This window comes from Pseudoduganella sp. RAF19, from assembly GCF_052114165.1.
In the GTDB taxonomy this organism is placed as follows: Bacteria; Pseudomonadota; Gammaproteobacteria; order Burkholderiales; family Burkholderiaceae_D; genus Rugamonas.
In genome coordinates, this window is record NZ_JBFREF010000001.1 from 746,133 (window position 1) to 770,529 (window position 24,397).

Below are 24,397 nucleotides of genomic sequence, written 5' to 3' on the forward strand. Positions count from 1 at the left end.
CAACGGGATCACGGGGCAGGGCGCCATAGCTTCGCCCTGAATTGTTGGAACGCGCCCAACAAACCGGCGCCGCTGTTGGATTGCAGCAGGCGATAAAGCACAGGCAGCACCAGCAGTGTCAGCGCCGTGGATGACAGGATGCCGCCGATCACCACGGTGGCAAGCGGACGCTGGACTTCCGCACCGGTGCCCGTTGCCAGCGCCATCGGCACGAAGCCGAGCGAGGCGACCAGCGCCGTCATCAGCACGGGCCGCAGCCTGGTCAGCGCGCCGGTGGTGATAGCGTCATCGATGGTGGCGCCATCCTCGCGCAAGCTGCGGATACTGGCGATCATGACCAGGCCATTCAGCACGGCTACGCCGGACAGCGCGATGAAGCCGACGGCCGCCGAAATCGAGAGCGGAATGCCGCGCAGCCAAAGCGCAACAATGCCGCCGGTCAGGGCAAAGGGAATCCCGGTGAATACCAGCAGTCCATCCCTGACATCCCTGAACATCACGAACAGCAGGGTGAGCACCAGGAACAGCGCGAGCGGTACCACAATCCGCAGGCGCTGCGTGGCCGATTGCAGCTGCTCGAAAGTGCCGCCCCAGCCGGTCCAGTAGCCCGCCGGGATCTTCACGTTTGCTGCGATGGCCGCTTCCGCTTCTTTGACGAAGCCACCAACGTCGCGGCCCCGGACGTTGACGCTGACCACAATGCGCCGCTTGCCGTTTTCGCGGCTAATCTGGTTCGGTCCCTGCGCAAACTCCAGCGCGGCGACTTCCGCCAGCGGGATGAAGGACCCGCCGGGAAGGGCAATCGGCAGCCGGCTCAGCGCCTCCACATCGCTGCGTAATGCTTCCGGCAAGCGGACGACGATATCGAAGCGCCGGTCGCCTTCAAACTTGACGCCCGCTGTGCGGCCGCCGGTCGCGATGGCGACGGTTTCCTGCACATCGGCGATATTCAGACCATAGCGCGCCGTCTTTTCGCGATCGATGTCCACGGTCAGCATAGGCAATCCCTCGGTCTGTTCCACCTTGACCTCGGCCGCGCCGGAAATGCTTTGCAACGTCCGGGCGATCTGCTGGCCGGTCTGCGCCAGCACGTCCATATCGTCGCCATACACTTTCACTGCGACGTCGCTGCGAACGCCGGAAATCAGCTCGTTGAAGCGCAGCTGGATCGGTTGCGAGAACTCGTAAGCATTGCCTGCATATTTTTCCGCTTCCTGCTGGATGGTTTCGAGCAGGTCCGGCCGGTTTTGCCTGAGCATGATGTAGCCGTCCGAGATATTGGGCGGCATCGGGTCGGACGCGATTTCCGCTGTGCCGGTGCGGGCGAAGATGCGCTCGATTTCCGGGAACTTCGCCTTCAGCCCGGCTTCCAGCTTCTTCTGCATTTCAAGCGATTGCGTCAGGCTGGTGCCGGGGATACGCAATGCCTGCAAGGCGAGGTCGCCTTCATTCAGGCTTGGCACAAACTCGCTGCCCATGCGGCTTGCCAGCAGGGCCGACAAGGCGATCAGCACGGCGGCCGTGGTGATCACCAGTGCGCCGTTGGCGAGGACCTTGGCAAGCATCGGCTGGTATGTCCGGCGCGCCATGGCCATCAGGCGATTCTCTTTTTCCGCAACACGCTCGCCGATGAACAGTGCCACCGCAGCAGGAATGAAAGTCAGCGAAAGCATCATCGCGCCGGCCAGCGCCGCGACCACGGCGAAGGCCATCGGGTGGAACATTTTGCCTTCCACGCCGGACAGTGCGAAGATCGGCAAATACACCACCATGATGATCAACTGGCCGAACAGAAGCGGACGGCGCGCTTCCTGTGCAGCAGCGAAGACTTCGCGCATGCGCTCGTCCAGTGTCAGCGTGCGCCCGCGCTGCTCCTGCGCGTGCGCGAGCCTGCGGACGCAATTTTCCACGATGACCACGGCTCCGTCGATAATGATGCCGAAGTCCAGCGCACCAAGACTCATCAGGTTGGCGCTGACTTTGTAGCTGGCCATGCCGGTAAAGGTGAACAGCATGGAAAGCGGAATCACCATCGCCGTAATCACGGCAGCCCGGATATTCCCGAGGAAGAGAAACAGGATGGCAATGACCAGCACAGCGCCTTCCAGCAGGTTCTTCTTGACGGTATGGATGGCCTTATCGACCAGCACCGTCCGGTCATACACCGGAACAGCCTTGACGCCGGCGGGCAGGGAGCGGTTGACCTCCACCATTTTCTTCGCCACCGCTTGCGCCACGGCGCGGCTGTTTTCGCCGATCAGCATGAACACTGTACCCAGCACGACTTCGCGCCCGTTCTCGGTTGCTGCACCCGTGCGCAGCTCGCGGCCCAGCGCGACATCGGCGACGTCGCGCACGCGAATCGGCACGCCCTGAACGTTTTGCAAAATCGTATTGCGGATATCGTCCAGCGAGCGGACCTGGCCCGGCGCGCGCACCAGCAACTGCTCGCCGCGCCGTTCGATATAGCCCGCGCCGACATTGCCGTTGTTGCGGTCTACGGCAGTCAACACGTTCTTCAACGTCAATCCATACGATCGGAGCTTGGCCGGATCAGGCGTGATGTGGTACTCCTTCGTATAGCCGCCAATCGAATTGATTTCGGCCACGCCGGATACCTGGCGCAATTGCGGCTTGATGATCCAGTCCTGCATCTCCCGCAGGTCCGCTGGCGTATAGGCGCTTTCCGGCTCGCTTTCAAGCGTCCAGAGATAAATCTCGCCAAGCCCTGTCGATATCGGCCCCATGGCCGGGACCACGCCGTCCGGCAGGCTGTCCTTCGCTTCCTGAATGCGCTGGTTCACCAGCTGGCGCGCGAAGTAAATGTCCGTGCCATCCTTGAAGATCACGGCCAGCTGCGACAGGCCATAGCGCGAGAGCGACCGTGTCTGCTCCAGATTCGGCAGCCCGGCCATGACGGTTTCGAGCGGGTAGGTAATGCGCTGCTCGACCTCCAGCGGCGAATATCCCGCTGCGGACGTATTGATCTGCACCTGGACATTGGTGATGTCCGGCACCGCATCAATCGGCAAGCGCTGGTAGTTGTAGACGCCAACCGCGGCCATGCCAAGCACCGCCAGCATCACCAGCCACCGCTGCTGGATGGCGAATCGAATGATTTTCTCAAACATGCTGGTGCTCCCTCTCAGTGCCCATGCTCGGCACTGGCGATGCCTTGCTGTGCCTTGATCACGAAGCTGCCGGCCGCGGCGTACGCAGCACCGGGTGGCAAGCCGTCAAGGATTTCGACCAGGCGTCCATCGCTGATCCCGGTGCGCACTGCGTTGGCCTTGAAGCCGTTTGCCGCTTGCGTGAAGACGACAGGCTTGCCTTCCAGTGTGTGGATCGCCTCCGCTTGCACCGCGACGCCGACCTCTTTTTTTCCGCGCGCCAGCGAGACATCCACGAACAGGCCAGGGCGCCATGCCGTGCCGGGATTGTCGATGACCACGCGCGCCTTGGCGGTGCGGGTTTGCTCGCCGAGCAGATTGCCGACGTAACTCACCTTGCCGATGGCGGAAGATCCCGTGCTGCCGGATCTGATTTCAACCGCTGCGCCGACGCGCACTGCCTCGATGTCCCTGGCCGCGACCACGACTTCCACCCAGACACTGGAAAGGTCGGACAGCAGGAACACGTTGGCGTCTTCCTTGACCGCCTCGCCCTGGGTGATATGTTTTTCGACTACGACGCTGTCAAATGGCGCACGCAGCACGTAGCGGTTGAGTGCCCCCTCGCTTACGTCGGCGCCAAGCGCGGTCAGTTTGGACTTGGCGCTCTGTGCCTGGATTTCGGCCTCGCTGAATGCTTGCCGGGCTTGCAGATAATCCCGTTCGGCGGAAATTCTTTCCCGCCAAAGCAGCTCTTCGCGTTCGAACGTGATTTTTGCGAGTGTCAGGCGTTTCTCGGCCGCCAGCAGGGCGCTGCGCAGGTCGGCCAGTTCGGGACTGGAGATGACCGCAAGTACCTGTCCTTTTTTAACCCGCTGGCCCAGATCGGCCGACACCGATTCCGCTACGCCGGGCAGGCGCGGGACCACGTGCGCCGTGCGGTCTTCATTCAGTTTGACTTCGCCCGGCAGGCGGACAACGGTAGCGATGCTGGCCGCGCCGGCGTTCGCGAACGTGATGCCGGCCAGCTTGATCTGCTGGTCCGACATCGGAATGGAGTCTTCTGCCGCCTTGACTGCGGGGCTGGCAGGCTTGCTTGTGTCCTGGAACAGAATGCCTGCGCCCAGCAGCAGGCCGAGCGAAATGACGCCCAGGATGGGTTTCTTGGATTGCATGGAGATGCTCCGAATTAAAAGTCGAAGAAAATCCAGCAGCGGGTCAGCTCAATGGATGATGAATTGTGGCGCTGCCGGAACTAGGCGGCAGCAGTCCATTTGGGGCGTTCTGGTGGCGGTAAATACGCGGAGGAGAGTGGCGCCTCGGCGACAAGCGGGTCGGCCTCGGCGTCCAGTGGATGCAGTGCGACGGCATCCACCTTGGCAAATGCAAGCGTCATATGTGCACAGGATGCGCAATCGGCGTGCGGTGCGAGCTTTTTGGCGAGTGGCGAGGACTTGTCTGCCACGTCGTCAGCATGCGCGGTGTGCTGATGGTGGCCGAAATGCTGCGCGGCGCGGCCCGTCTCATGTTCGCAATAAGCGCTGATTGCGGTCCAGCTGAACTGGAGTACCACAATGGCCATTACGAAGAAGAGGAACTTTCGGGTCATGGGTAAAAGTATAACATGGGCTAATATAGGTGGAAGAGGTTCCGCTCCCGGCCGCTTTAATAGTATGCTGCTGTAATGCAAGATCACTTCAACAATTCCTGATGCGTACACTTGGGAACCTGGGTAAAGGTTTGGTGGCAACACGCAGCCTGTTGTGGGGGCTGGGCCTGCTGCTGGCTTTTATCATGGGTGCGACGTTCTATGCCACCGCCGCGAAAGGCGTGGAAGACGATGCGCAGCAGCGTTTCGATAATCTGACCCGCGCCACGCAGTACAGCATCTCGGCGCGCGTGAAGTCGTATTCGGACGTCGTGCGTGGCCTCGTCGCGCTGTTCCAGACCACGGATAACCTGAGCCGCCTGCAATTCCGCCAATACGTGCAAAGCCTGGATATGCCGCAGCATTTCCCGGCAATCGAAGCGGTCACTTATGCGCCCAATGTGGAAGATGCCGACCGCGTGGCTTTTGTGGCCGCCGTGCGCGCCGATAAAAGTCTGACCCCGCTCGGCTATCCCAAATTCGACATCAAGCCGGGCGGCAAGCGTGCGCATTATTCGCCGCTCAGTTATCTGGAACCGATGGGCATGCTGATGGAAAAATTCGGCGTGGATATCACTGCCAATCCGGCCATCGACCGCGCCATGAACCTGTCGCGCGACACCGGCCAGGTCAGTGCCTCCGGCCAGCCAGTGGTGGTGCAGCAGCCACTCCCGCATATCGGCCTGGGCATGCGCCTGCCAGTGTACAAGCGCGGTATGCCGGTGCATGACGTGTCCAGCCGCCGCGCGGCATATCTGGGCTCGGTGGGCATTGGCTTCGGCGTGTCGAAGCTGGTGCAGGGCGCCATCGACGAAATGGCCGACCGCCAGGTGCACATGATCCTGTATTCGGATGCGTCCACCGATCCCGAGAAGCGCCGCCTGCAAATCGAGAAGGACGATCGCCTGCTGTTCAACGACAACGGCTCGATCGACAAGCCGGCCGCGCTGCCGGGCGATCCGGGCGATTACTTCGTCAGCGTGCTGCCGATCGATTTCAATGGCAGCCTGTGGAAGGCCCAGTTCTACGCCCGCAAGGACGATATGGTGGTCGGCTTCGATCGCTGGTTGCCGCTGGTGGCGTTTACCACGGGCTCGGTGGGTACGATGCTGATCTACAGTTACTTCTTCAGCCTCTACTCGCAGCGCCGCAAGGCGCAGGAACAGCGCCGCCTGCTGGACAGTGTGCTCGATAACGTCGACGCCCACGTTTATATGAAGGACCAGGAACGCCGCTTCGTCTACGCCAACGCCAAGATGGCGCAGGTGATCGGCCACCCGGTGGAGGAAATCGTTGGCCGCTACGATCGCGAAGTGATGCCGGTGTCCCTGGCTGACGCGGCGTGGGCCGAAGACCGGACCGTGCTGCAGGATGGCCAGAAGCGCTCAGGCGAAGACCAGTACACGGACCGCGACGGCGTGGTTCATCATCTGTGGACGGTGAAAGCGCCGGTGCACCTGGATCAGGAAACCACGGTGGTGATTGCGCTGTCCACCGACGTGACCGAGCTGCATAAGTTGAAGGAACAGGCGCAGGCCGCGAATCAGGCGAAGAGCGATTTCCTGTCCAATATGAGCCACGAGATCCGCACGCCGATGAATTCCGTGATCGGCATGGCGCACCTGGCGCTGAAGTCGGTCACCAATCCGAAGCAGAAGGATTATCTGCAAAAGATCTATCACTCCGGCCAGCATCTGCTGGGCATCATCAACGACATCCTGGACTTCTCGAAAATCGAGGCAGGCAAGCTGGATCTGGAAGTGCTGGACTTCGCGCTGGAGTCGCTGCTGACCAATATCTCCAACCAGCTGGGCGAATCGGCTTCGCGCAAAGATCTGGAGCTGGTGTTCGAAATCTGGCCGGGCCTGTCGCACCAGTTGCGCGGCGACCCGCTGCGCCTGGAACAGGTGCTGCTGAACTTCGTCAGCAATGCGATCAAGTTCTCTGAAAATGGCCGCATTTATATCCGCGCCCGTCCGGTGGAAGACCGCGACAACACTACGGTGGTGCGCTTCGAAGTGCAGGATAACGGCATCGGCATGACGCCGGCGCAAGTGCAGATGCTGTTCCAGTCTTTCCACCAGGCCGACACCTCGACCACCCGCAAATACGGAGGCACAGGCCTTGGCCTGGTCATCAGCAAGCAGCTGGCGGAATTGATGGGCGGTACGGTCGGCGTGGAAAGCGAACCGGGTCATGGTTCAACCTTCTGGTTCACCGCGCGTCTGCAGAAAGGTACACATCTGCTGCAAGCGACCGATACCAGCGCGATCCAGCCGGATGTGCTGGCGTCGATCCACGGCGCGTCGATTCTGCTGGTGGAGGACAATATCTTCAGCCAGCAGGTGGGGCAGGAGCTGCTGGAGGATTCGGGCGCGACCGTGGTCGTCGCCAACAACGGCAAGGAAGCAATCGACCTGCTGCTCAAGGAGCACTTCGATTGCGTGCTGATGGACGTGCAGATGCCGGTGATGGACGGCTACGAAGCCACGCGCATTATCCGCGCGCATCCCAAGCTGTCCGGCACGCTGGTGATCGCGATGACCGCCAATGCGGGCCGCGAGGACCAGGCGCGCTGCCTGGCGGCGGGTATGGACGAATTCATTACCAAGCCGATTGCACCCAATCTGCTGTTCTCCGTGCTGTCGAAGTGGATGAGCCAGCGCGCCGCCGAAGGCCGTACGCCGCAGGTGCGCAGCACCACTGCGCCCGCCGCGGAGGCCGCACCGCCGCCGAATCAGGCGGCGCTGACGGCGCAATTCGCGTCGCCGGAACCGGTGGAAAACCGCGACAATTCGCAGGAACTGCTCGATATGCGCATGCTGGCACAGACCTTTGGTAACAAGCCGGAGAAAATGCGCAAGTACGCCAATATGTTCCTCGACTCGGCGCGCGATGGCCTGGTGGAAGTGCGCGCCGCGCTGGAGCAGGAAGACAAGAAGCGTCTGTCCGAACTGGGCCACCGCATCAAATCGTCCGCCCGCGCGGTTGGCGCGATGAGTTTTGCCGACTTGTGCCTGCAACTTGAGCACCTGAACCCGGAGGACGATATCGCCAAAGCCCGTGATATCGTGGGCCGCATGCAGCCGCTGCTCGAAAAGCTGCGCGAGCATATCGGCCAGGAGTTGAATGCCAACGTGCCGGGGTAGCGGGCATATATAATGTGTGCTCGATAACCACTGCGGCACCTGATGACGATTACCCCCGGCCTGTTAATCCTGCACGGTAACCAGCTCGAACAGCTGCGCGCTGCCGTCTTCGAATGGCTGCGCAGCCATCCGCTGGACCCGCTGGAACCGGAAATCATCCTGGTGCAATCGAACGGTGTAGCCGAATGGCTGAAGATTGCACTGGCCGAGGAAACCGGCATTTGCGCCGCCACCCGCGTGGCCTTGCCCGCGCGCTTCCTGTGGGACGCTTACCGTGGCATGCTGGGGCGCGAACAGGTCCCACCCATTTCCGCCTTCGATAAATCGCCGCTGACCTGGCGCCTGATGCGCCTTCTGCCGTCCCTGCTGGGCGACGATACTTTTGCACCGCTGCGCCATTTTCTGGGCGACGGCGATCCGGAGCGCCGCCTGCAACTCGCCGAGCGTCTGGCCGACCTGTATGACCAGTATCAGGTGTATCGCGCGGACTGGCTGGATGACTGGTCCGCCGGCCGCGACCAGCTGCGCACCGCGCGCGGCGAAACGAAGCCGTTGACGGAAGACCAGCGCTGGCAGGCGGCCTTGTGGCGCGCGGTGATCGACAGCGTGCCGCTGCATGAACGTGAACTGGGCCGCGCCAGCGTCCACCAGACTTTCGTGCGCGCCGTTGAACGCGGAGCGCAGCCGCTGGGCCGTCTGCCGCGCCGCATCGTGCTGTTCGGCGTGTCGGCCTTGCCCTATCAGACCTTGCAGGCGCTGGCCACCTTGGCGCGCTTTACGCAGGTGGTGCTGGCGGTGCCGAATCCCTGCAAATACTACTGGGGGGACATCATCGACGGCCGCGACTTGTTGCGCGCGGCGCATCGCCGCCAGCCGCAGCGCAAGGGCATCGACCTTGGCGCGATTCCGCTGGAGGAGCTGCACGCGCACAGCCATCCGCTGCTGGCGGGCTGGGGACGGCAGGGCCGCGACTACATCCGCATGCTGGACGAATTCGACGAGGCGGCTGCCAGTTCGGGCCGCAGCGACAACCTGCGCGTCGATCTGTTCAGCGACGAGGACAGCGAATCGCTGCTCGGCCAGCTGCAGGCTGCCGTGCGTGAATTGCTGCCGCTGAATGAGCATCCGGCAGCGCGCGGTGAGCCGCCGCCAGCCGCCAGCGACCGTTCCATCGAGTTTCATATCGCGCACAGCGTGCAGCGCGAAGTGGAAGTGCTGCATGACCAGTTGCTGGCCATGTTTGCGGCCGATCCGTCGCTGCGTCCGCGCGATGTGGTGGTGATGGTGCCGGATATTGACGTCTTCACGGCCGCGATTCATGCGGTGCTCGGCCAGCACCGCCGCAACGATCCGCGCCATATTCCGTTTGAGATTGGCGATGTGAACGACCGCAGCGTAAATCCGCTGCTGGTGGCGCTGGAGTGGCTGCTGCGGCTGCCGCAGCAACGCTGCCGCCAGAGCGAGGTGCGCGACCTGCTGGACGTGCCTGCGCTGGCCTCGCGCTTTGGCCTGACCGTCGACGATTTGCCGACGCTCGGTCTGTGGATCGAAGGCGCCGGCGTGCGCTGGGGCCTGGATCGCGAGCACCGCGCGGGACTTGGCCTGGCGCCTGCGGGCGAACAGAATGCCTGGATCTTCGGCATCCGCCGCATGCTGCTTGGCTACGCCAGCGGCGAAGGTGCGAGCTTTGACGGCATCGAACCGTATGGCGAAGTGGGCGGGCTGGATGCCGCGCTGGCGGGATCGCTGGCGCAGCTGATCGAGGCGTTGCTGTACTGGCGCGCGCAGCTTGCCGTGGCGCGCACGCCGTTTGAGTGGGCGGAACAGGCGCGCTTGCTGCTGTCTTCCTTCTTCGACGCGAAAGAGGAGGGCGACAAGCTCACCCTGAAGCAGCTGGGTGATGCGCTGAACAAATGGCTGGAGACGTGCGAGGGCGCGGGTTTCGATGAAGAAGTGCCGCTGGCCGTGCTGCGCGAAGCCTGGCTTGGCACGCTGGACGAGCCGTCGCTGGAGCATCAGTTCGTGTCCGGCGGCGTGACGTTCTGTACCCTGATGCCAATGCGCGCAGTACCTTTCCGCGTGGTCTGCCTGCTGGGCATGAACGATGGCGACTTCCCGCGCCGTGCCTCGCGGGCGGACTTCGATCTGCTCGCGCTGCCGGGCATGGCGCGTCCCGGCGACCGCTCGCGCCGCGACGACGACCGCTACCTCATGCTGGAAGCCGTTCTGGCGGCGCGCGACAAGCTGTATATCAGCTGGGTGGGACGCAACGTCCGCGACAACAGCGAGCAGCCGCCGTCGGTGCTGGTTTCGCAGCTGTGCGACTACCTGCACGCGGGCTGGCAGCTCGACCTGTCCGAGCGCACCACCGAGCACGCGCTCCAGCCCTTCAGCCGCCGCTACTTCGAATCGAATGGCCTGCTGACCTACGCCGCGGAATGGCGCGCCGCCCATACCGCCATCAGCATGCCGCAGTCTGCCGCTGCCCTCTCCCTCGGACCCGCCGCGCCGTCCGCCTCTGTCGGCTTGGGCGCGCAGGCCAGCGGCGCCTCCGCACCACCGACCGCCGCTGCGTCGCACGATCACTCACCGCTGGACGGTGCGGCGTCGGGCCATGGCACCGTGCCCGCGGGCGGCGCCGAGACCGGGCATGCGGATCGGTCGAGCGCGGGCGAGCTGCCGCCATATGAGCTGGAAGAAGGTTTCCGCCTGAAGCTGAACATGCTGGCCGCCTTCCTGCGCCAGCCGGTGAAATACTTCTTCCGCCAGCGCCTTGGCGTGATCTTCGGCGACGCGGCGATGGTCGGCGAGGACGAAGAGCCATTCGCTCTGGCCGGACTCGAACGCTACCAGTTGGAAGACGCCATGCTCGACGCCGCGGGTGAAGAGGAAGCGCTGGAGGACGTCAAATCCGGCCTCGCGGCGCGCGCCGAGCGGCTGCAGCGCGAAGGCCTGCTGCCGATTGGTCTGATCGGTGAGCGCAAGCGTAATGAACTGGTGGAAGACCTGGTCCCTGTGCGCTACGCCTGGCTCTCGCTGTACGGACAATATCCGAAGACCGCGCCCAAGCTGGCTCTGGATCTGGCTCCGGCCGGCCTCCAGCTGGAAGACTGGATCGACCATCTGCGTGAAGGCCCAGCGGGCATTGCATCGCTTATGCAAATCTCCAGCCGCGTGCTGGATAAGGGCGGCGCCGTCCACGGTGAAAAGCTCATCCCCATGTGGCTGCGCCAGCTCGCCGCCGCCGCGCAAGGCCAGCCCGTGACCGGCTTCCTCGTCGCGCGTGACGCCATCGTGACGATGCTGCCGCTCGACCAGCAACAGGCAGCGGACACCCTTTCCGACATCGTTCGCATCTGGCGCGACGGCATGAACCGCCCGCTGCCAACTGCCTGCAAGACCGCGCTGGCCATGATCGGTGACAGCGACCCGCGTCAAATCTACGACGGTGGCTTCGAACTGCCCGGCGAAGTGCAGGATCTTTGCCTGGCCCGTATGTGGCCGGAATTCGCCGCGTTGAAAGCGGAACCGGATTTCGAAGACGTCAGCCGCGCGCTGTACGAACCATTGGCCAACTGGCTCGAAACCGGCATCGTGGTCACCAAAATCGAAGGCGAGGACGAGCAATGAGCGAACAACTCAAGCCCTTGACCTTCCCGCTGCATGGCTCGCGCCTCATCGAAGCCAGCGCCGGCACCGGCAAGACCTGGACCATCGCCGCGCTGTACGTTCGCCTGGTGCTCGGACATGGCGGCGACGAAGGCTTCCTGCGCCCACTGCTGCCGTCCGAGATCCTGGTGATGACCTTCACCCGCGCCGCCACGCGCGAGCTGTCCAATCGCGTGCGCGAACGTCTGGTCGAAGCCGCCGCTTATTTCCGCGGCCAGTCCGAAACGGAAGACAGCTACCTCGACGCGCTGCTCGAATCCTATCCCGACCACAGCGCCCGCCAGCAAGCCGCGCATCGCCTGCAGCTGGCCGCCGAAACGATGGACGAAGCTGCGATCTTCACCATCGACGCCTGGTGCCAGCGCATGCTGCGCGAGCACGCCTTCGACAGCGGCAGCCTGTTTGACGAAGAACTGGTCAGCGACGAAGCCGCACTGTTCGAGGATGCGGCCCACGACTACTGGCGCCAGCAAGTCTATCCGCTGGCCGAACAGCCGCTCTCCACGCTGCTCACCGTCTGGTCCGACGTGCACGCGCTGGAACGCAGCGTGCGCGATCTCGCGCGCCGGCCCGAATCCGTACAAGGCGCCGCGCCGGAACCGCTGGCGCAGCTGATGCGCCGCGTCCAGGCCGAGCAGCAGGCAGCACTGGCGAGCTTGAAACAGGGCTGGACCGAGCGCGCCGACCGGATGGAACGCTGGATTGCCGGCCATCGCGATTCCCAGCCCAAGTGCTTCCACGGCGCCAAGATGAAGCCGGAATCGCTTGTTAAATGGTTCAATGCCTTGCGCGACTGGGCCGCCGATCCGGCGCAGGTGCAGCCAGCCCTGAACGACACGGCGTGGCGCCGCCTGACCCGCGAGGGCATCGCCGATGCCTGCGCCAAGGGCTTTGCGCCGGAGATTCCGGACGACTTTGACGCCATCGCGCCGCTGGCCGAAGCGCTGAACAAAATCCAGCCGCTGAGCCACGCCCTGTACCGCCACGCCGCCGCGACCATCAATCGCCGCATGGAAGAACTGAAGCGCCAGAAGCGCCAGTTCGGCTTTGCTGACATGCTGGAACGCCTGCGCCTGGCCTTGCAGGGGGCGAACGGCGCCGCACTGCGCAAGCGCATCACCGAGCAGTATCCGGTCGCGCTGGTGGACGAATTCCAGGACACGGCGCCGAGCCAGTACGAAATCTTCAACCTGCTGTACCGTGTGGCCGACAATGACCGCACGCTCGGCCTGTTCCTGATTGGCGACCCGAAGCAGTCGATCTACGGTTTCCGTGGCGCGGACATTCACAGCTACCTGTCCGCGCGCCGCGCAACGGAGGGACGCCACTATCAGCTGGGCACCAACTTCCGCTCGACAGCGGCGGTGGTGGACGCGGTAAATCGCGTCTTCCTGCACGCCGAAAGCCTCGCCAATGACGGCCAGGGCTTTGCGCGCGGCGCCTTCCGCTTCCGCAATGGCGAAGGCAACCCGCTGCCGTTCGACGCGGTGGATGCGAAGGGGCGCGCCGAAGTGCTGGTAGGCGTGGACGGCGAGTTGCAGGCGCTGACCGTGTCTTGCACAGCCGAAGAACTGAGCGCCGAAGCCTACCGCGATTTTTTCGCCCAGCACTGCGCCGAGCATATCGTTTGTCTGCTCAATGAAGAGCAGGCTGGATTCCGCGGTCCTGAAGGTTTCAAACGCCTGCAGCCTGCGGACATTGCCATTCTCGTGCGCGATCGCCGCGAAGCTGCGGCCGTGCGCAAGGCCTTGCAGCGGCGCGGTGTGCCGAGCGTTTATTTGTCGGACAAGGACTCCGTGCTGGCCAGCGAAGAAGCGGCGGACGTGTTGCGCTGGCTGTCGGCGCTCGCCAATCCGCTGGATGGCGCGCTGGCGCGGGCGGCTTTCGCGACGCGTACGGCGAATCTGCCACTGGCCGAACTGGCGCAATTCTCGTCGGATGAACTGGCGTGGGAGCGCCGCGTCGAACAGCTGAAGACGCTGCACGTGGTCTGGCAGCGCCAGGGTGTGCTGGCCATGCTGCGCCGCTTCATCCACGAACTGGGCTTGCCTGCCGCGTTGCTGGCGGAGACAGGCGGTGAACGCCGGCTGACCAATCTGCTGCACCTGGCGGAGTTGCTGCAATCCGCGAGCCGCCAGCTGGATGGCGAGCAGGCGCTGATTCGCTGGCTGGCCGAACAGATCGAGAACGAAACCGAGAGCGGCGAAGAGCGCGTGCTGCGCCTGGAATCGGACGCCGAACTGGTCAAAGTGGTCACTGTCCACAAATCCAAAGGTCTCGAATACCCGCTGGTCTACCTGCCATTTGCCGTCACCGCACGCAAGGTCGACAAGCGCAATCGCGTGTTCTTCGAATACACCGACAGCCACGGTGTGCGCCATATCGACATGGCTTTGTCCGAAGAGGCACAGGCTCGCGCGGACGCGGCCCGCATCGAGGAAGACCTGCGCCTGCTTTATGTGGCGCTGACTCGCGCGCGCCATTTCCTGTGGCTGGGCGTGGCTGCGCTGCCGGCGCGCAAGGGCGGGGAGAACACCTTGCACGACTCGGCACTGGGTTATTTACTGACGGGCGGCGAGCCGATGCCGGGCGGACTGCTGCTGGAGCGCTGGCAGGAGCTGCGTGGCGAGTGCAGCGCGATCGGCATTGGCACGCTGGCGATGCCGACACAAGTCACCCATCTGAACCGCGTGGAGCAACTGGCGCCGCTACCGCCGCCGCGCATGTTCGACGCGGAATTTGAGCGTGACTGGGCGGTGGGCAGCTTTACCTCGCTGGTGCGCCGCACGAGCGGACCTGCTGCCGCTGCGCCGGAACTGCCGCCAGTCCCGCGCGACGCCAGCGAAGAGAAGCTGCTGGAAGGTGATGACGCGGCGACGCCGCAGTTCCGCATTGAGGATGCGCCATGGCACCGCTTCCCACGCGGCTCCATGCCCGGCAATTTCCTGCACGAGCAGCTGGAGTGGCTGGGCAAGGAAGGCTTCGATAGCGTGCACGCCGAATCGTTCGGTCAGCGCATCGCGCGCCGCATTGAGCACGCGGGCTGGGCGAATCGCCAGGAAGACGCGATTGCCTGGATTCGCGCCATCGCCACCGCGACCTTGCCGCCGCTGGGTGCGGCGCTGGATGGCATCGGCCATGTGCTGCCGGAGATGGAGTTCTGGTTCCCGAGCGAGCGCCTGGCGACGGGGGCGCTGGATCGGCTGTGCCGCGCGCATCTGCTGGACGGCATCGCCCGTCCGCCGCTGCCGGAACGCCAGCTGCACGGCATGCTGAAGGGATTCAGCGACCTGGTGTTCGAGCACGATGGCCGCTACTGGGTGCTGGACTATAAATCGAATGCGCTGGGCGGCGGCGATGCGGCCTACCACAAGGCGGCGCTGGCGCATGGCATGGCGGAGCATCGCTACGATGTGCAGGGCGCGATTTACATGCTGGCCCTGCATCGTCTGCTGCGCGCGCGGCTGGGCGAGGCTTACGATCCGGCGCGGCAGCTGGGCGGGGCGATTTTCTTCTTCCTGCGCGGTGTCGCCAACCAGACCACGCGCGGCTGTTATTTGCTGCCGCCCGATACAGCACTGCTGGATGGCCTGGACGCCTTGCTGCAGGAGGTCGGTGCACTGGAATTCGAACATGATGAATGACCACCCTTTGCTGGCTCAGGCCGATCTGCTGACCGAAGCGGGCAAGATGCGCCGGCTGGGGCCTGCGTTTGCGCGCTTTATCGCGTCGCTTGATGCTGCGAATTCTTCGCCGCTGCTGCTGGCTTGTCTGCTGCTGTCGGAACTGGAGGGCAGGGGACATAGCTGTCTGCTGCTGGAGGATCTGGCCGACCCGTCGGCCATGCTGGGCTGGAGCGAGGAGGAGTGGGCGTCGCTGCGCGATGCGGCAGGTCCGCTGCCGGACAGTCCCGCAGTGTGGAGCCGCGTGCTGCACCAATGCCGCCAGGTGCGCGGCGCGGGCGTGCCGGATGATGGCCAGCCATTGGTGCTGGCCGCCAATCGCCTGTACCTGCGCCGCTACTGGCGCGACGAAAACGTCGTCGCCAATGCCGTCCGCGAACGCACCGCCCCCGTCCTGTCGGGTGCAAGTGCGCCGACGCAGGACGTCATCCGTCCCGGCGCGGCGCGCGCCAGTGCCGATACTGGCGCCGCGCGGCCGGGCGACGCCAATCCGTCCGATGCGCACGGAGCGGCTGGGGACGCGGCGCCGGATGCCGCCCAAGTACGCGCCTGGCTGGATGTGCTGTTCGACCATGCGCCGCGCGAAGGGGGCGCGGATTGGCAGAAGATCGCTTGCGCCATTGCGCTGCGCGGCCAGCTGGCGGTCATCACAGGCGGCCCAGGCACAGGCAAAACCTACACCGTAGCGCGTCTGCTGGCCTTGCTGTTTGCGACGGCGGGCGAAAAGGCGGGCAGTCTGCGCGTGGCGCTGGCGGCGCCGACCGGCAAGGCGGCCGCGCGGCTGAAGCAGTCCATCGATCACGCACTGGACCAGCTATCCGACAAAGTCGGCGGCCAGCTGCCGCTGCGTGAGCTGGCCGCGCGGATGGGCGGCGCGCGCACTTTGCATAGCCTGCTCGGCGCGCGACCCGACACGCGCAGCTTCCAGCACCACGCCGGCAATCCGCTTGACGTCGACGTGCTGATTGTCGATGAAGCCTCGATGGTCCACCTCGAGATGATGGCGGCCCTGCTGGATGCACTGCCCAAGCAGGCGCGCCTGATCCTGCTGGGCGACAAGGACCAGCTGGCGTCGGTGGAGGCGGGCGCCGTGCTGGGCGATCTCTGTCACGACGCGCAGTCCGGCGGCTACAACTCCAACACGCTGGCCTACTTTGAAGCCGCAACCGGCCAGCACATTCCGGAAGCCTTCCACGGCGACGCCGGCGCGCTGGCCCAGCAAACCGTGATGCTGCGCCAGAGCCGCCGTTTCAGCGGGCCGATTGGCGCATTGGCGACGGCCGTCAACCACGGCGACACCGAGGCCGCGCGCGCTGTGCTGCGCAGCGACGGCAGCGGCCAGCTGACCTGGACCGACGGTGCACAGCAGGAAGACGTGCTGCGCCTGGCGGCCGACGGCTACCGTGATTATCTGAAGCTGGTGAAGGCCGGTCCGCAGCCGGGGCAGAGGCATGAGGACTGGGTGCTGAACGTGCTGCGCGCCTTCGAAGCTTTCCGCCTGCTGTGTGCCGTGCGCGAAGGCGAGTGGGGCGTGTCCGGCCTTAACGAGGCGATTGCGCAAAGGCTGGAGTCGGCGCGGCTGATTCGCCGCCGCGGCGAGTGGTATGTGGGCCGCCCCGTGATGATCACGCGGAATGACTACGCTACCGGCGTGTACAACGGTGACATTGGCCTGACCTTGCCCGACCCTGAGCGTGCCGGTTCGCTACGCGTCTGGTTCTCGGACGGGGAGCAGGTGCGCAGTGTGCTCGCGACCCGCTTGCGCAATGTGGAGACGGCGTTCGCCATGACCGTGCACAAGTCGCAGGGCTCCGAGTTCAAACACACCGTGCTGGTGCTGCCGCGCGAGGCGAGCAGCGTGCTGGCGCGTGAGCTGGTTTATACGGGGATCACGCGTGCCAGGGAGTTCTTCACGCTGGTGACGCCGAATGGCGGCGTGCTGCCGGATGCGATCGGGCAGCGCACGCACCGCGCGAGCGGTTTGCGTGCGCTGATCGGCGGATCGATGATCCGCCCTACGCTGCTATAGGGTGGTTCAGGCTGCGCGGCGGTGGCGCGGCTTGCCGGCAGGCGCTTTCTTGCGGCCGTTGTTGGACGCGCGCATGACTTTCGGCTCGTCGTCGCCGGAGATCATGCGGCGGATATTCAGCGCATCCATCAGACGCGCCGAATTGGCCTTCGCGTTCAGCAGCACCAGAGTGGCGTTGCGGCCGGCGGTCTTGATGCGCATGATCAGGCAGCGGCCCGCTTCCTCGGTGTAGCCGGTTTTCGACAGGCCGATGTCCCAGCCTTTGGCGCCAACCAGGCGGTTGGTGTTGTGGTACTCGACGTTGCGGCCTTTGACGTTGATGACTTCCTTGCTGTCCGTGGTGATGCGGCGGATTTCAGGGTAGTTGCCGGCGGCGGTCGCCATCTTGATCAGGTCAGCGGCGGTCGACGTGTTCTGCGGCGACAGGCCGGTCGGCTCGTCGATGGTGGTGCTGGTCATGCCCAGCGCCTTGATCTTGGCGTGCACGGCGGCCGTGAAGGCGGTCGGGCCGCCCGGATAGGTGCGGGCCAGCGAGGCGGCGGCGCGGTTATCCGAAGACATCAGGGCCAGTTGCAGCACTTCGCCGCGCGACAGCTTGGCGCCGACCGGAACGCGGGACATGCTGTGCTTGAGCATGTCGACGTCTTCCTTGTCGATGCTGATTTCCTCGTCCATGTCGAGCTTGGAATCCAGCACGACCATGGCGGTCATCAGTTTGGTCAGGGAGGCGATGGGAACGACGGTGTTGGCGTTCTTTTCGACCAGAACCTTGCCGGTCTCATCCTCAACGACGAGCACGGATTGCGAGCCCAGGGAGGGCGCGGCAAATGCGGCTGCGGAGGTCGACATCAGCAAGATGGCGGTTAATTTTTTGATCATGGCGTTGGGAAACTTTTAACGGACTTGGATGATAATCTTAAAGTGAATTCTAGTCCAGCTAAGGCTGCCAGAGCTTAAGTAGCACGAAAAAAGGAGGCCGCAGCCCCCTTTGTGTTGTAAACCCACCGCGAAAACAGGTGTCAGGCACGATGTGCCTGACACCAGCTTCTGCCTTGGGTCTTATTTGCTTGCGTAGATCTTGTCGAATTCACCACCATCATCGAAGTGGCGCTTCTGGGCCGCGCGCCAGCCGCCGAAGACATCATCCACGGTGAACAGGCTGATCGGCTTGAAGTTGGCGGCGTATTTCTTGGCGATGGCTTCCGAGCGTGGACGCAGGTAGTGCTTGGCGATGATTTCCTGGCCTGCATCCGAGTACAGGAAGTTCAGGTAGGCAGTGGCCTGCTTGCGGATACCGCGCTTGTCCACGACCTTGTCGACCACGGCAACCGGGTTCTCGGCCACGATGGAGATCGACGGGTAGACCACTTCAAAGTTGTCGCCGAATTCCGCGCGCACCAGGTTCACTTCGTTTTCGAAGGTCACCAGCACGTCGCCGATCTGGCGCTGGGTGAAAGTGGTGGTGGCGGCGCGGCCGCCGGCGTCCAGGATCGGCACGTTCTTGAAGATCCTGGTCACCAGCTCGCGCGCCTGGGCTTCGTTGCCGCCTTTCTTGATGACGGAACCCCAGGCGGCCAGGTAAGTGTAGCGGCCGTTGCCGGCGGTTTTCGGATTCGGGATCACGACGGCCACGCCCGGCTTGGCGAGGTCGGCCCAGTCCTTGATGCCTTTCGGATTGCCCTTGCGGACCAGGTAGACCATGGTCGAGTAGGAAGGCGCCGCATTGTCGGGGAATTTCTTGGCCCAGTCCTTGGCCACCACGCCGCGATCGGCCAGCATATCGATGTCGTTGGCCTGGTTCATGGTGACGACGGAAGCTTCCAGGCCGTCGGCGACGGCGCGTGCCTGCTTGGAAGAGCCGCCATGGGACATCTTGATGGTCACGTCCTCGCCGGCGCTCTTTTTGTACGCTGCCTGGAAGGCCGGATTGATATCCTTGTACAATTCGCGCGCTACGTCGTAGGACACGTTCAACAGTTCCGCGGCGGAGGCGGCGGGACCCGTGGCGAAGGCAGCGGCTGCGAGAATGAGGCTTAATGCGAAATTCTTATTAGTCATGGCGACCTCTATAGTGAAAACAGATATGCATACTCCGGAAACTTAGTAGGAAAGGAAACTATTTTCTGGTTATATGCTTAGACGGGCCGCTGCACGGCCGCTGCCCGCAGGGAATGGCCGATTGTTGTATAGTCGGCTTTGTGATTGGGATTTTTGTGAGCATACATGAGTTTTGAAATTCGCCTGGCAACTCCGTCGGACGCCTCCGCCGCATGCAATGTGCTGCGCCGCTCGATCGCGGAATGCTGTGTACTCGATCACAAGAATGACCCCGCCATCCTAGAGTCCTGGCTCGGCAACAAAACGCCCGAAACGGTGGCCAGCTGGTTCGCATCCCCCACCAATTTCTCCGTGGTCGCCGTGGAAGAGGGCACTGTCGTTGGCGTGGCCCTGCTGACTGGCGCCGGCAAGCTGGCCCTGTGCTATCTGCTGCCGGAAGCGCGCAGCAAGGGCGCCGGCAAGGCCTTGCTGGGCCGGGTTGAGGAGCAGGCTTGCACCTGGGGCGTGAAGGCCTTGCAACTGCACAGCACCGCCACCGGCGAGGAATTCTTCGCGCGCCAGGGTTATCTGCGCTCCGGTAATGTGCGCTCGCCATACGGCGTGGAAACCGTATTCTTCTGGAAGCAATTGGACGGCAGCGTCTGCGATGTCCCGGAAGGAAAGCGCAAACGTTTCTGCGGCTGCGGCGCGACTTAAATTTGCATTAAATTCTTAAAGGAGTTTCTCAACTCCCCCAGCTATGGGCTATAGTATTCCCTATTGCAATTGACAGGTTTGCTATGGCATCTCGACGCGACTTCCTTCACCGAAGCCTGGGCATGACGGGTGCCGCCCTGCTGGGCGTCCCGCTGATCGGCCAGGCGCGCCAGCAAGAGCTGGAACCTCCTCCCGATATTTTCGATACCCAGGCGCTCGATCTCGATTTCTGGGTCAAACCACGCACCATCAGTGTTACTCGTCCGCAAAGCGGCGAAAAAGCCCGCGTCACCTACTGGCGGGATGGCGACATCATCGACTCGGCCTACCAGGAGCTGTGCCATTTGCTGCGCGATGTGAATGCGAAAGAGACGGTGCCGATCGACCCCAAGCTGCTGGAAACGCTGTGGGGCACGCAAGCTTTCGTTGAGCGCTTCGGCATCAATAGCCCGGTGGAGATCCTGTCCGGCTACCGTACTCCTGCGTCCAACCAGCGTCTGCGCGAGCAGGGTATTCCGGCGGCGCGCCAGTCTCTGCATATGGACGGCAAGGCAGCCGACATTCGCATCACCAACCTGAACGCCGAGGTGCTGGGCGGCCTGGTGAAGAGCTTCCGCCAGGGCGGTGTCGGCTTCTATTATCGCGAAGGTCCACGCGGCGGCTGGATTCACGCCGATACCGGTTTGCAACGCACGTGGAAGGGCTGAGTTTACTCATCAATAGCAGAACGCAACACACTCCGCTTTCGGCTTGGTAGTCCAGGACAGTTGGGCGTAAGATGGTTCCGTGGGCCAGCGCCCAACGACGAAAGCGAATAATGAAAAAGAAACAGCTCTTGTGCGTGGCCCTGGAATGGGTCTCGCAAGAAGAGTTGAGCGCCTTTCTCCACGACTGGGATATTTACCAGGCTTCGAGCCTGGTCGAGGCTCGGTCTTTGCTGCGCAGCAAAGAGTTTCTGGTCGGCCTGCTGCTGGTGGATGTGCGGAGACTGGGTGTTGAAGCGCTCGACAGCTTCTTGCGTGAGCACTGGCAGGTCAAGTGGGTGTCGGTCTTCCGATCGGCAGCCCTGAATTTACCGGCTTTCCGTCAACTGATGGTCGAGCAGTGTTTCGACTTTCATACTTCTCCCATCGATTTCACTCGGCTCAGCCACACGCTGGGCCATGTGCACGGCCTTGCTTCCCTTCAGAGCAAACCTGATCCTGCTTCGGCGGATGCTATGTCGCTGGTTGGCGTGAGCCCGGCGCTGGCAGCCTTGCGGCAAAATATCCGCAAGGTGAGCGGCGTCCCCGCGCCCGTTCTGATCTGGGGCGAGAGCGGCACCGGCAAAGAGCTGGTGGCGCGCGCCGTGCACACCCATTCGCAGCGCGCCTCGGCGCCTTTCGTGCCGGTCAATTGCGGCGCGATTCCGTCCAGCCTGATCCAGGCCGAACTGTTCGGCTATGAGCGCGGCGCCTTTACCGGCGCCAGCCGCGACAAGTGCGGACTGATCGAAACGGCGGCCGGCGGCACGGTGTTCTTCGACGAAATCGCCGATCTGCCGCTCGATATGCAGTCGAACCTGCTGCGCTTTCTGCAGGAGCGCACTATCCACCGCCTGGGATCGACACGCGGTACGGTGGTCGATGCGCGCGTGATTGCCGCCAGCCATATCCGCCTGATCGACGCCGTGCGGGCGGGGCGCTTCCGCGAAGACCTGTTCTACCGCCTGAACGTGCTGACGCTGGAAACGCCGCCATTGCGTCAGCGCCGCGAAGACATCCTGCCGCTGGCCGAGCACTTCTTCAAGGAATTTGCCGCCGAGCGGGCGGCCAGTGTGAAAGGCTTTGGCCGCGATGCACTGCGGGCGATTCACGATTACGCCTGGCCCGGCAATGTGCGCGAGCTGGTCAACCGCGTACGGCGCGCTTCCGTGATGGCCGAGGGGCGGCTGATCCGCGCCCACGACCTGGGGCTGGACGGCAAGCTGCTGAAGGCCAATAACGAATGTCTCGACGGCGCCCGCACCCGCGCCGAGCGCCAGGCCATTGAAACCCGCCTGGAAGCAGGCAAGTCCATGACTTCGGTGGCGCGCGAGCTGGGTGTGTCGCGCATGACGCTGTACCGGCTCATGTCCAAGCACGGCATCGAGCTGCCCACCAAGCGTGCGGTAGCCACAGCGTAGGGCGGATCATCGATCCGCCTGCCAAGCATCTAATGGTAGTAATAAGGCGGCGTCGGCACGGTATCCGTGCGGGCCAGGCGTTCATCTTCCAGGTTCACCTTGTGGTCCCACCAGATATCCCAGCCATGGCGCTGGTCTTCCACATATTCGGGATGTTCGTCCAGCAAATGGCCGAAGAATTGCTCGAACTCAGAAACATATTCCTTTACTTTCATTGTGATTTCCTCCTGTTCGGTTACACTGGCGGCCGTGCAACATTTCAAATAGATGACAATGCAGGATAACGAGGACAAGCCGCGCTTTCGCCCTGTGCCGTGGAGCGGTATCGAAACGCCCGCCGACGCCGAGCTGTGGATCGCGGAACACGATCTGGCGCTGAAAGAGCATGTCGGCAAGCAGGAAACCGGCTACGGCGTGTGCTTCAACCTGGCCGCCGGCGGTGAGATTTATATGCAGACCGCCGATGGCGCTGTCATCCTCGATGTTACGCCTGAAGCGGACTGGGTGGCGCCTCTTATCGAAGCGGTGGCGCAGGCTGAATCGCCCAAGGGCTCGCTGTGGGTGCTGCCGGATGACAAGCTGGTGCAACTGATCATCGGCCTGTCCACTCTGATCGAATCGTCCATTCTCGTGGTCGGCCACAACTTCGGCCGCCGTCGCCATTTCTGAAGGAAACCACTGATGCGCAAACCATTGATGTCCCTGTTCGCGGCGGCCCTGCTGGCTGGCGCTGCCCTGCATGCATCCGCTGCCGATCTGCTGCAAACGGTGAAGGCGCGCGGCACGCTGAAGGTGGCGATGGAAGGCGTGTATGCCCCGTTCAATTATCGCGACCAGAAGACCGGGGAACTTGTGGGCTACGATGTGGATGTCGCCAAGCTGGTGGCAAGCAAACTGGGGGTCAAACCGGAATTCGTGACCACCGAATGGGCTTCCATCCTGGCGGGGCTGGCGAGCGGTAAATACGATGTGATCATTTCCCAGGTCGGCATCAATCCGAAGCGCGAGCAGGTATTCGATTTCTCCCAGCCTTACATCTACTCCTCGCCGATGCTGATCGTGCGCAAAGATGAAAAGAATAACTGGACCTCGCTGGAACAGCTGAAAGGCAAGCGCGTTGGCGCCGGCCAGGGCAGCGTGTACGAGGCGCAGGCCAAGGCCGTGCCGGGCATCGAGGTGCGGAGCTATCCGGCTGCACCGGAGAACCTGTCCGACCTGGCGTCCGGCCGTATCGACGCGGCACTGAACGACAGCCTGATGGCCACCTGGCTGCTGAAAACCACCAGGCTGCCGATCAAGGCTGGCGCGCGGGTGGGGGCAGTCGAGCGCATGGGCATCCCGTTCCAGAAGGGTAATCCGCAGTTCAAGGCCGCGATCGAGAAAGCCTTGAACGATGCCGCCGCCGATGGCAGCCTGAGGGCCATTTCCATGAAATGGTTCGGCACCGACGTCAGCAAGGCGCCGTAAGCGATGGATTGGCTTGAGCTGCTGCAGGAAGCAGCGCCCGTCATGCTGAAGGGCGCCGGCTATACGCTGATCTTTGCCGTCGCCTCCATGCTGGGCGGGCTGGTACTGGGCTTCCCGACGGCCGTGATGCGCATTCTGCCGTGGAAGCTGGTGCGCTGGCCAGCCACCGTGTACGTCAGCCTGATGCGTGGCACGCCGCTGCTGGTGCAGATGTTCGTGATCTATTACGGCCTGCCGAGCGTCGGGATCGAGTTTACGCCCGTCACGGCGGGCATTCTGGCGCTGAGCCTGAACGCCGGCGCCTATCTGTCCGAAAGCCTGCGCGGCGCGATGCTCAGCATCGTCAAGGGACAGTGGTCGGCCAGCTACAGTCTGGGCATGGGCTACGGCCAGACGCTGCGCTACGTGATCATGCCGCAAGCGCTGCGCATTGCCGTGCCATCCATGAGCAACACCCTGATTTCGCTGATCAAGGATACCTCGCTGGTGTCCGTGATCACGATGACCGAGCTGATGCTGTCGACAAAAGAAGTTATTGCGGCCACGTTCCGTCCTCTGCCGCTTTACCTTGCAGCGGCGGGCATCTATTGGATATTGAGCCTGCTGTTCGAGCAGGTGCAGCGCCATGCCGAGGCGCGCCTTAACCGCTCACATCGTCAGGCCTGATACAACGCCCGCCACAATTCTCGACATTGTCATAAGTGCATGATAGGCTTGGACAAAA

At 63.4% G+C, this 24,397-nt stretch carries 16 protein-coding genes; 10 read left to right on the top strand and 6 right to left on the bottom strand.

Annotated features, from left to right (window positions below; translation table 11 throughout):
* Positions 1-8: 8 nt before the first annotated feature.
* The 3 genes from AB4Z19_RS03575 to AB4Z19_RS03585 form a co-directional block, all read right to left on the bottom strand.
* Complete coding sequence (locus tag AB4Z19_RS03575; protein WP_442034292.1) at positions 9-3,131, bottom strand: efflux RND transporter permease subunit; 3,123 nt, start codon at positions 3,129-3,131, stop codon at positions 9-11.
* 14 nt (positions 3,132-3,145) lie between these two features.
* Complete coding sequence (locus AB4Z19_RS03580; RefSeq protein ID WP_442034294.1) at positions 3,146-4,285, bottom strand: efflux RND transporter periplasmic adaptor subunit; 1,140 nt, start codon at positions 4,283-4,285, stop codon at positions 3,146-3,148.
* Between the two features lie 80 nt (positions 4,286-4,365).
* Positions 4,366-4,719, bottom strand: coding sequence for a hypothetical protein (locus AB4Z19_RS03585; RefSeq protein WP_442034296.1), 354 nt, complete (start codon positions 4,717-4,719; stop codon positions 4,366-4,368).
* 101 nt (positions 4,720-4,820) lie between these two features.
* Between AB4Z19_RS03585 and AB4Z19_RS03590 the strand changes: the two genes are divergently transcribed.
* The 4 genes from AB4Z19_RS03590 to recD are packed head-to-tail and all read left to right on the top strand — an operon-like array spanning position 4,821 to position 17,288.
* Entirely contained in the window at positions 4,821-7,907 is a 3,087-nt protein-coding gene (locus tag AB4Z19_RS03590; protein ID WP_442034298.1) for a CHASE domain-containing protein, read from the top strand.
* Positions 7,908-7,949: 42 nt separating this feature from the next.
* A complete protein-coding gene (gene recC, locus AB4Z19_RS03595) occupies positions 7,950-11,537 on the top strand; it encodes an exodeoxyribonuclease V subunit gamma (protein WP_442024044.1) in 3,588 nt (1,195 codons plus the stop codon).
* Positions 11,534-15,220, top strand: coding sequence for an exodeoxyribonuclease V subunit beta (recB, locus tag AB4Z19_RS03600; protein WP_442034300.1), 3,687 nt, complete (start codon positions 11,534-11,536; stop codon positions 15,218-15,220). The genes recC and recB overlap by 4 nt, the downstream gene beginning before the upstream one ends.
* Complete coding sequence (recD, locus tag AB4Z19_RS03605) at positions 15,210-17,288, top strand: exodeoxyribonuclease V subunit alpha (protein WP_442024048.1); 2,079 nt, start codon at positions 15,210-15,212, stop codon at positions 17,286-17,288. Before recB ends, recD begins: the two co-directional genes overlap by 11 nt.
* Positions 17,289-17,294: 6 nt before the next feature.
* On the opposite strand, the gene AB4Z19_RS03610 is transcribed toward recD, so the two are convergent.
* Complete coding sequence (locus AB4Z19_RS03610) at positions 17,295-18,167, bottom strand: serine hydrolase (RefSeq protein WP_442034302.1); 873 nt, start codon at positions 18,165-18,167, stop codon at positions 17,295-17,297.
* Between the two features lie 180 nt (positions 18,168-18,347).
* Entirely contained in the window at positions 18,348-19,346 is a 999-nt protein-coding gene (locus AB4Z19_RS03615) for a sulfate ABC transporter substrate-binding protein (protein WP_442034304.1), read from the bottom strand.
* Between the two features lie 165 nt (positions 19,347-19,511).
* On the opposite strand from AB4Z19_RS03615, the gene AB4Z19_RS03620 reads away from it, so the two are divergent.
* The 3 genes from AB4Z19_RS03620 (at position 19,512) to AB4Z19_RS03630 (ending at position 22,206) form a co-directional block, all read left to right on the top strand.
* Positions 19,512-20,042: a GNAT family N-acetyltransferase gene (locus tag AB4Z19_RS03620; RefSeq protein ID WP_442026524.1), complete on the top strand. Its 531-nt coding sequence runs from the start codon at positions 19,512-19,514 to the stop codon at positions 20,040-20,042.
* 122 nt (positions 20,043-20,164) lie between these two features.
* Positions 20,165-20,749 (top strand): YcbK family protein, encoded by a 585-nt coding sequence (locus AB4Z19_RS03625; protein WP_442026523.1) that lies wholly within the window; start codon positions 20,165-20,167, stop codon positions 20,747-20,749.
* A gap of 110 nt (positions 20,750-20,859) precedes the next feature.
* Complete coding sequence (locus AB4Z19_RS03630) at positions 20,860-22,206, top strand: sigma 54-interacting transcriptional regulator (protein WP_442034306.1); 1,347 nt, start codon at positions 20,860-20,862, stop codon at positions 22,204-22,206.
* 29 nt (positions 22,207-22,235) lie between these two features.
* Here the strand turns inward: AB4Z19_RS03630 and AB4Z19_RS03635 are convergent, their stop codons facing one another.
* Positions 22,236-22,421 (bottom strand): DUF3460 family protein, encoded by a 186-nt coding sequence (locus AB4Z19_RS03635; protein ID WP_442026521.1) that lies wholly within the window; start codon positions 22,419-22,421, stop codon positions 22,236-22,238.
* Positions 22,422-22,479: 58 nt separating this feature from the next.
* Here AB4Z19_RS03635 and AB4Z19_RS03640 point away from each other — a divergent pair, with 58 nt between their 5' ends.
* Genes AB4Z19_RS03640 through AB4Z19_RS03650 form a run of 3 tightly spaced genes read left to right on the top strand, consistent with a single transcriptional unit; the run spans position 22,480 to position 24,339 of the window.
* Positions 22,480-22,875: a hypothetical protein gene (locus tag AB4Z19_RS03640; RefSeq protein WP_442026520.1), complete on the top strand. Its 396-nt coding sequence runs from the start codon at positions 22,480-22,482 to the stop codon at positions 22,873-22,875.
* 12 nt (positions 22,876-22,887) lie between these two features.
* Positions 22,888-23,673 carry a transporter substrate-binding domain-containing protein gene (locus tag AB4Z19_RS03645; protein WP_442034308.1) on the top strand — a complete coding sequence of 262 codons (786 nt, stop codon included), beginning with the start codon at positions 22,888-22,890 and terminating at the stop codon, positions 23,671-23,673.
* Positions 23,674-23,676: 3 nt separating this feature from the next.
* Positions 23,677-24,339 (top strand): amino acid ABC transporter permease, encoded by a 663-nt coding sequence (locus AB4Z19_RS03650; RefSeq protein WP_442026518.1) that lies wholly within the window; start codon positions 23,677-23,679, stop codon positions 24,337-24,339.
* Positions 24,340-24,397: the final 58 nt, after the last annotated feature.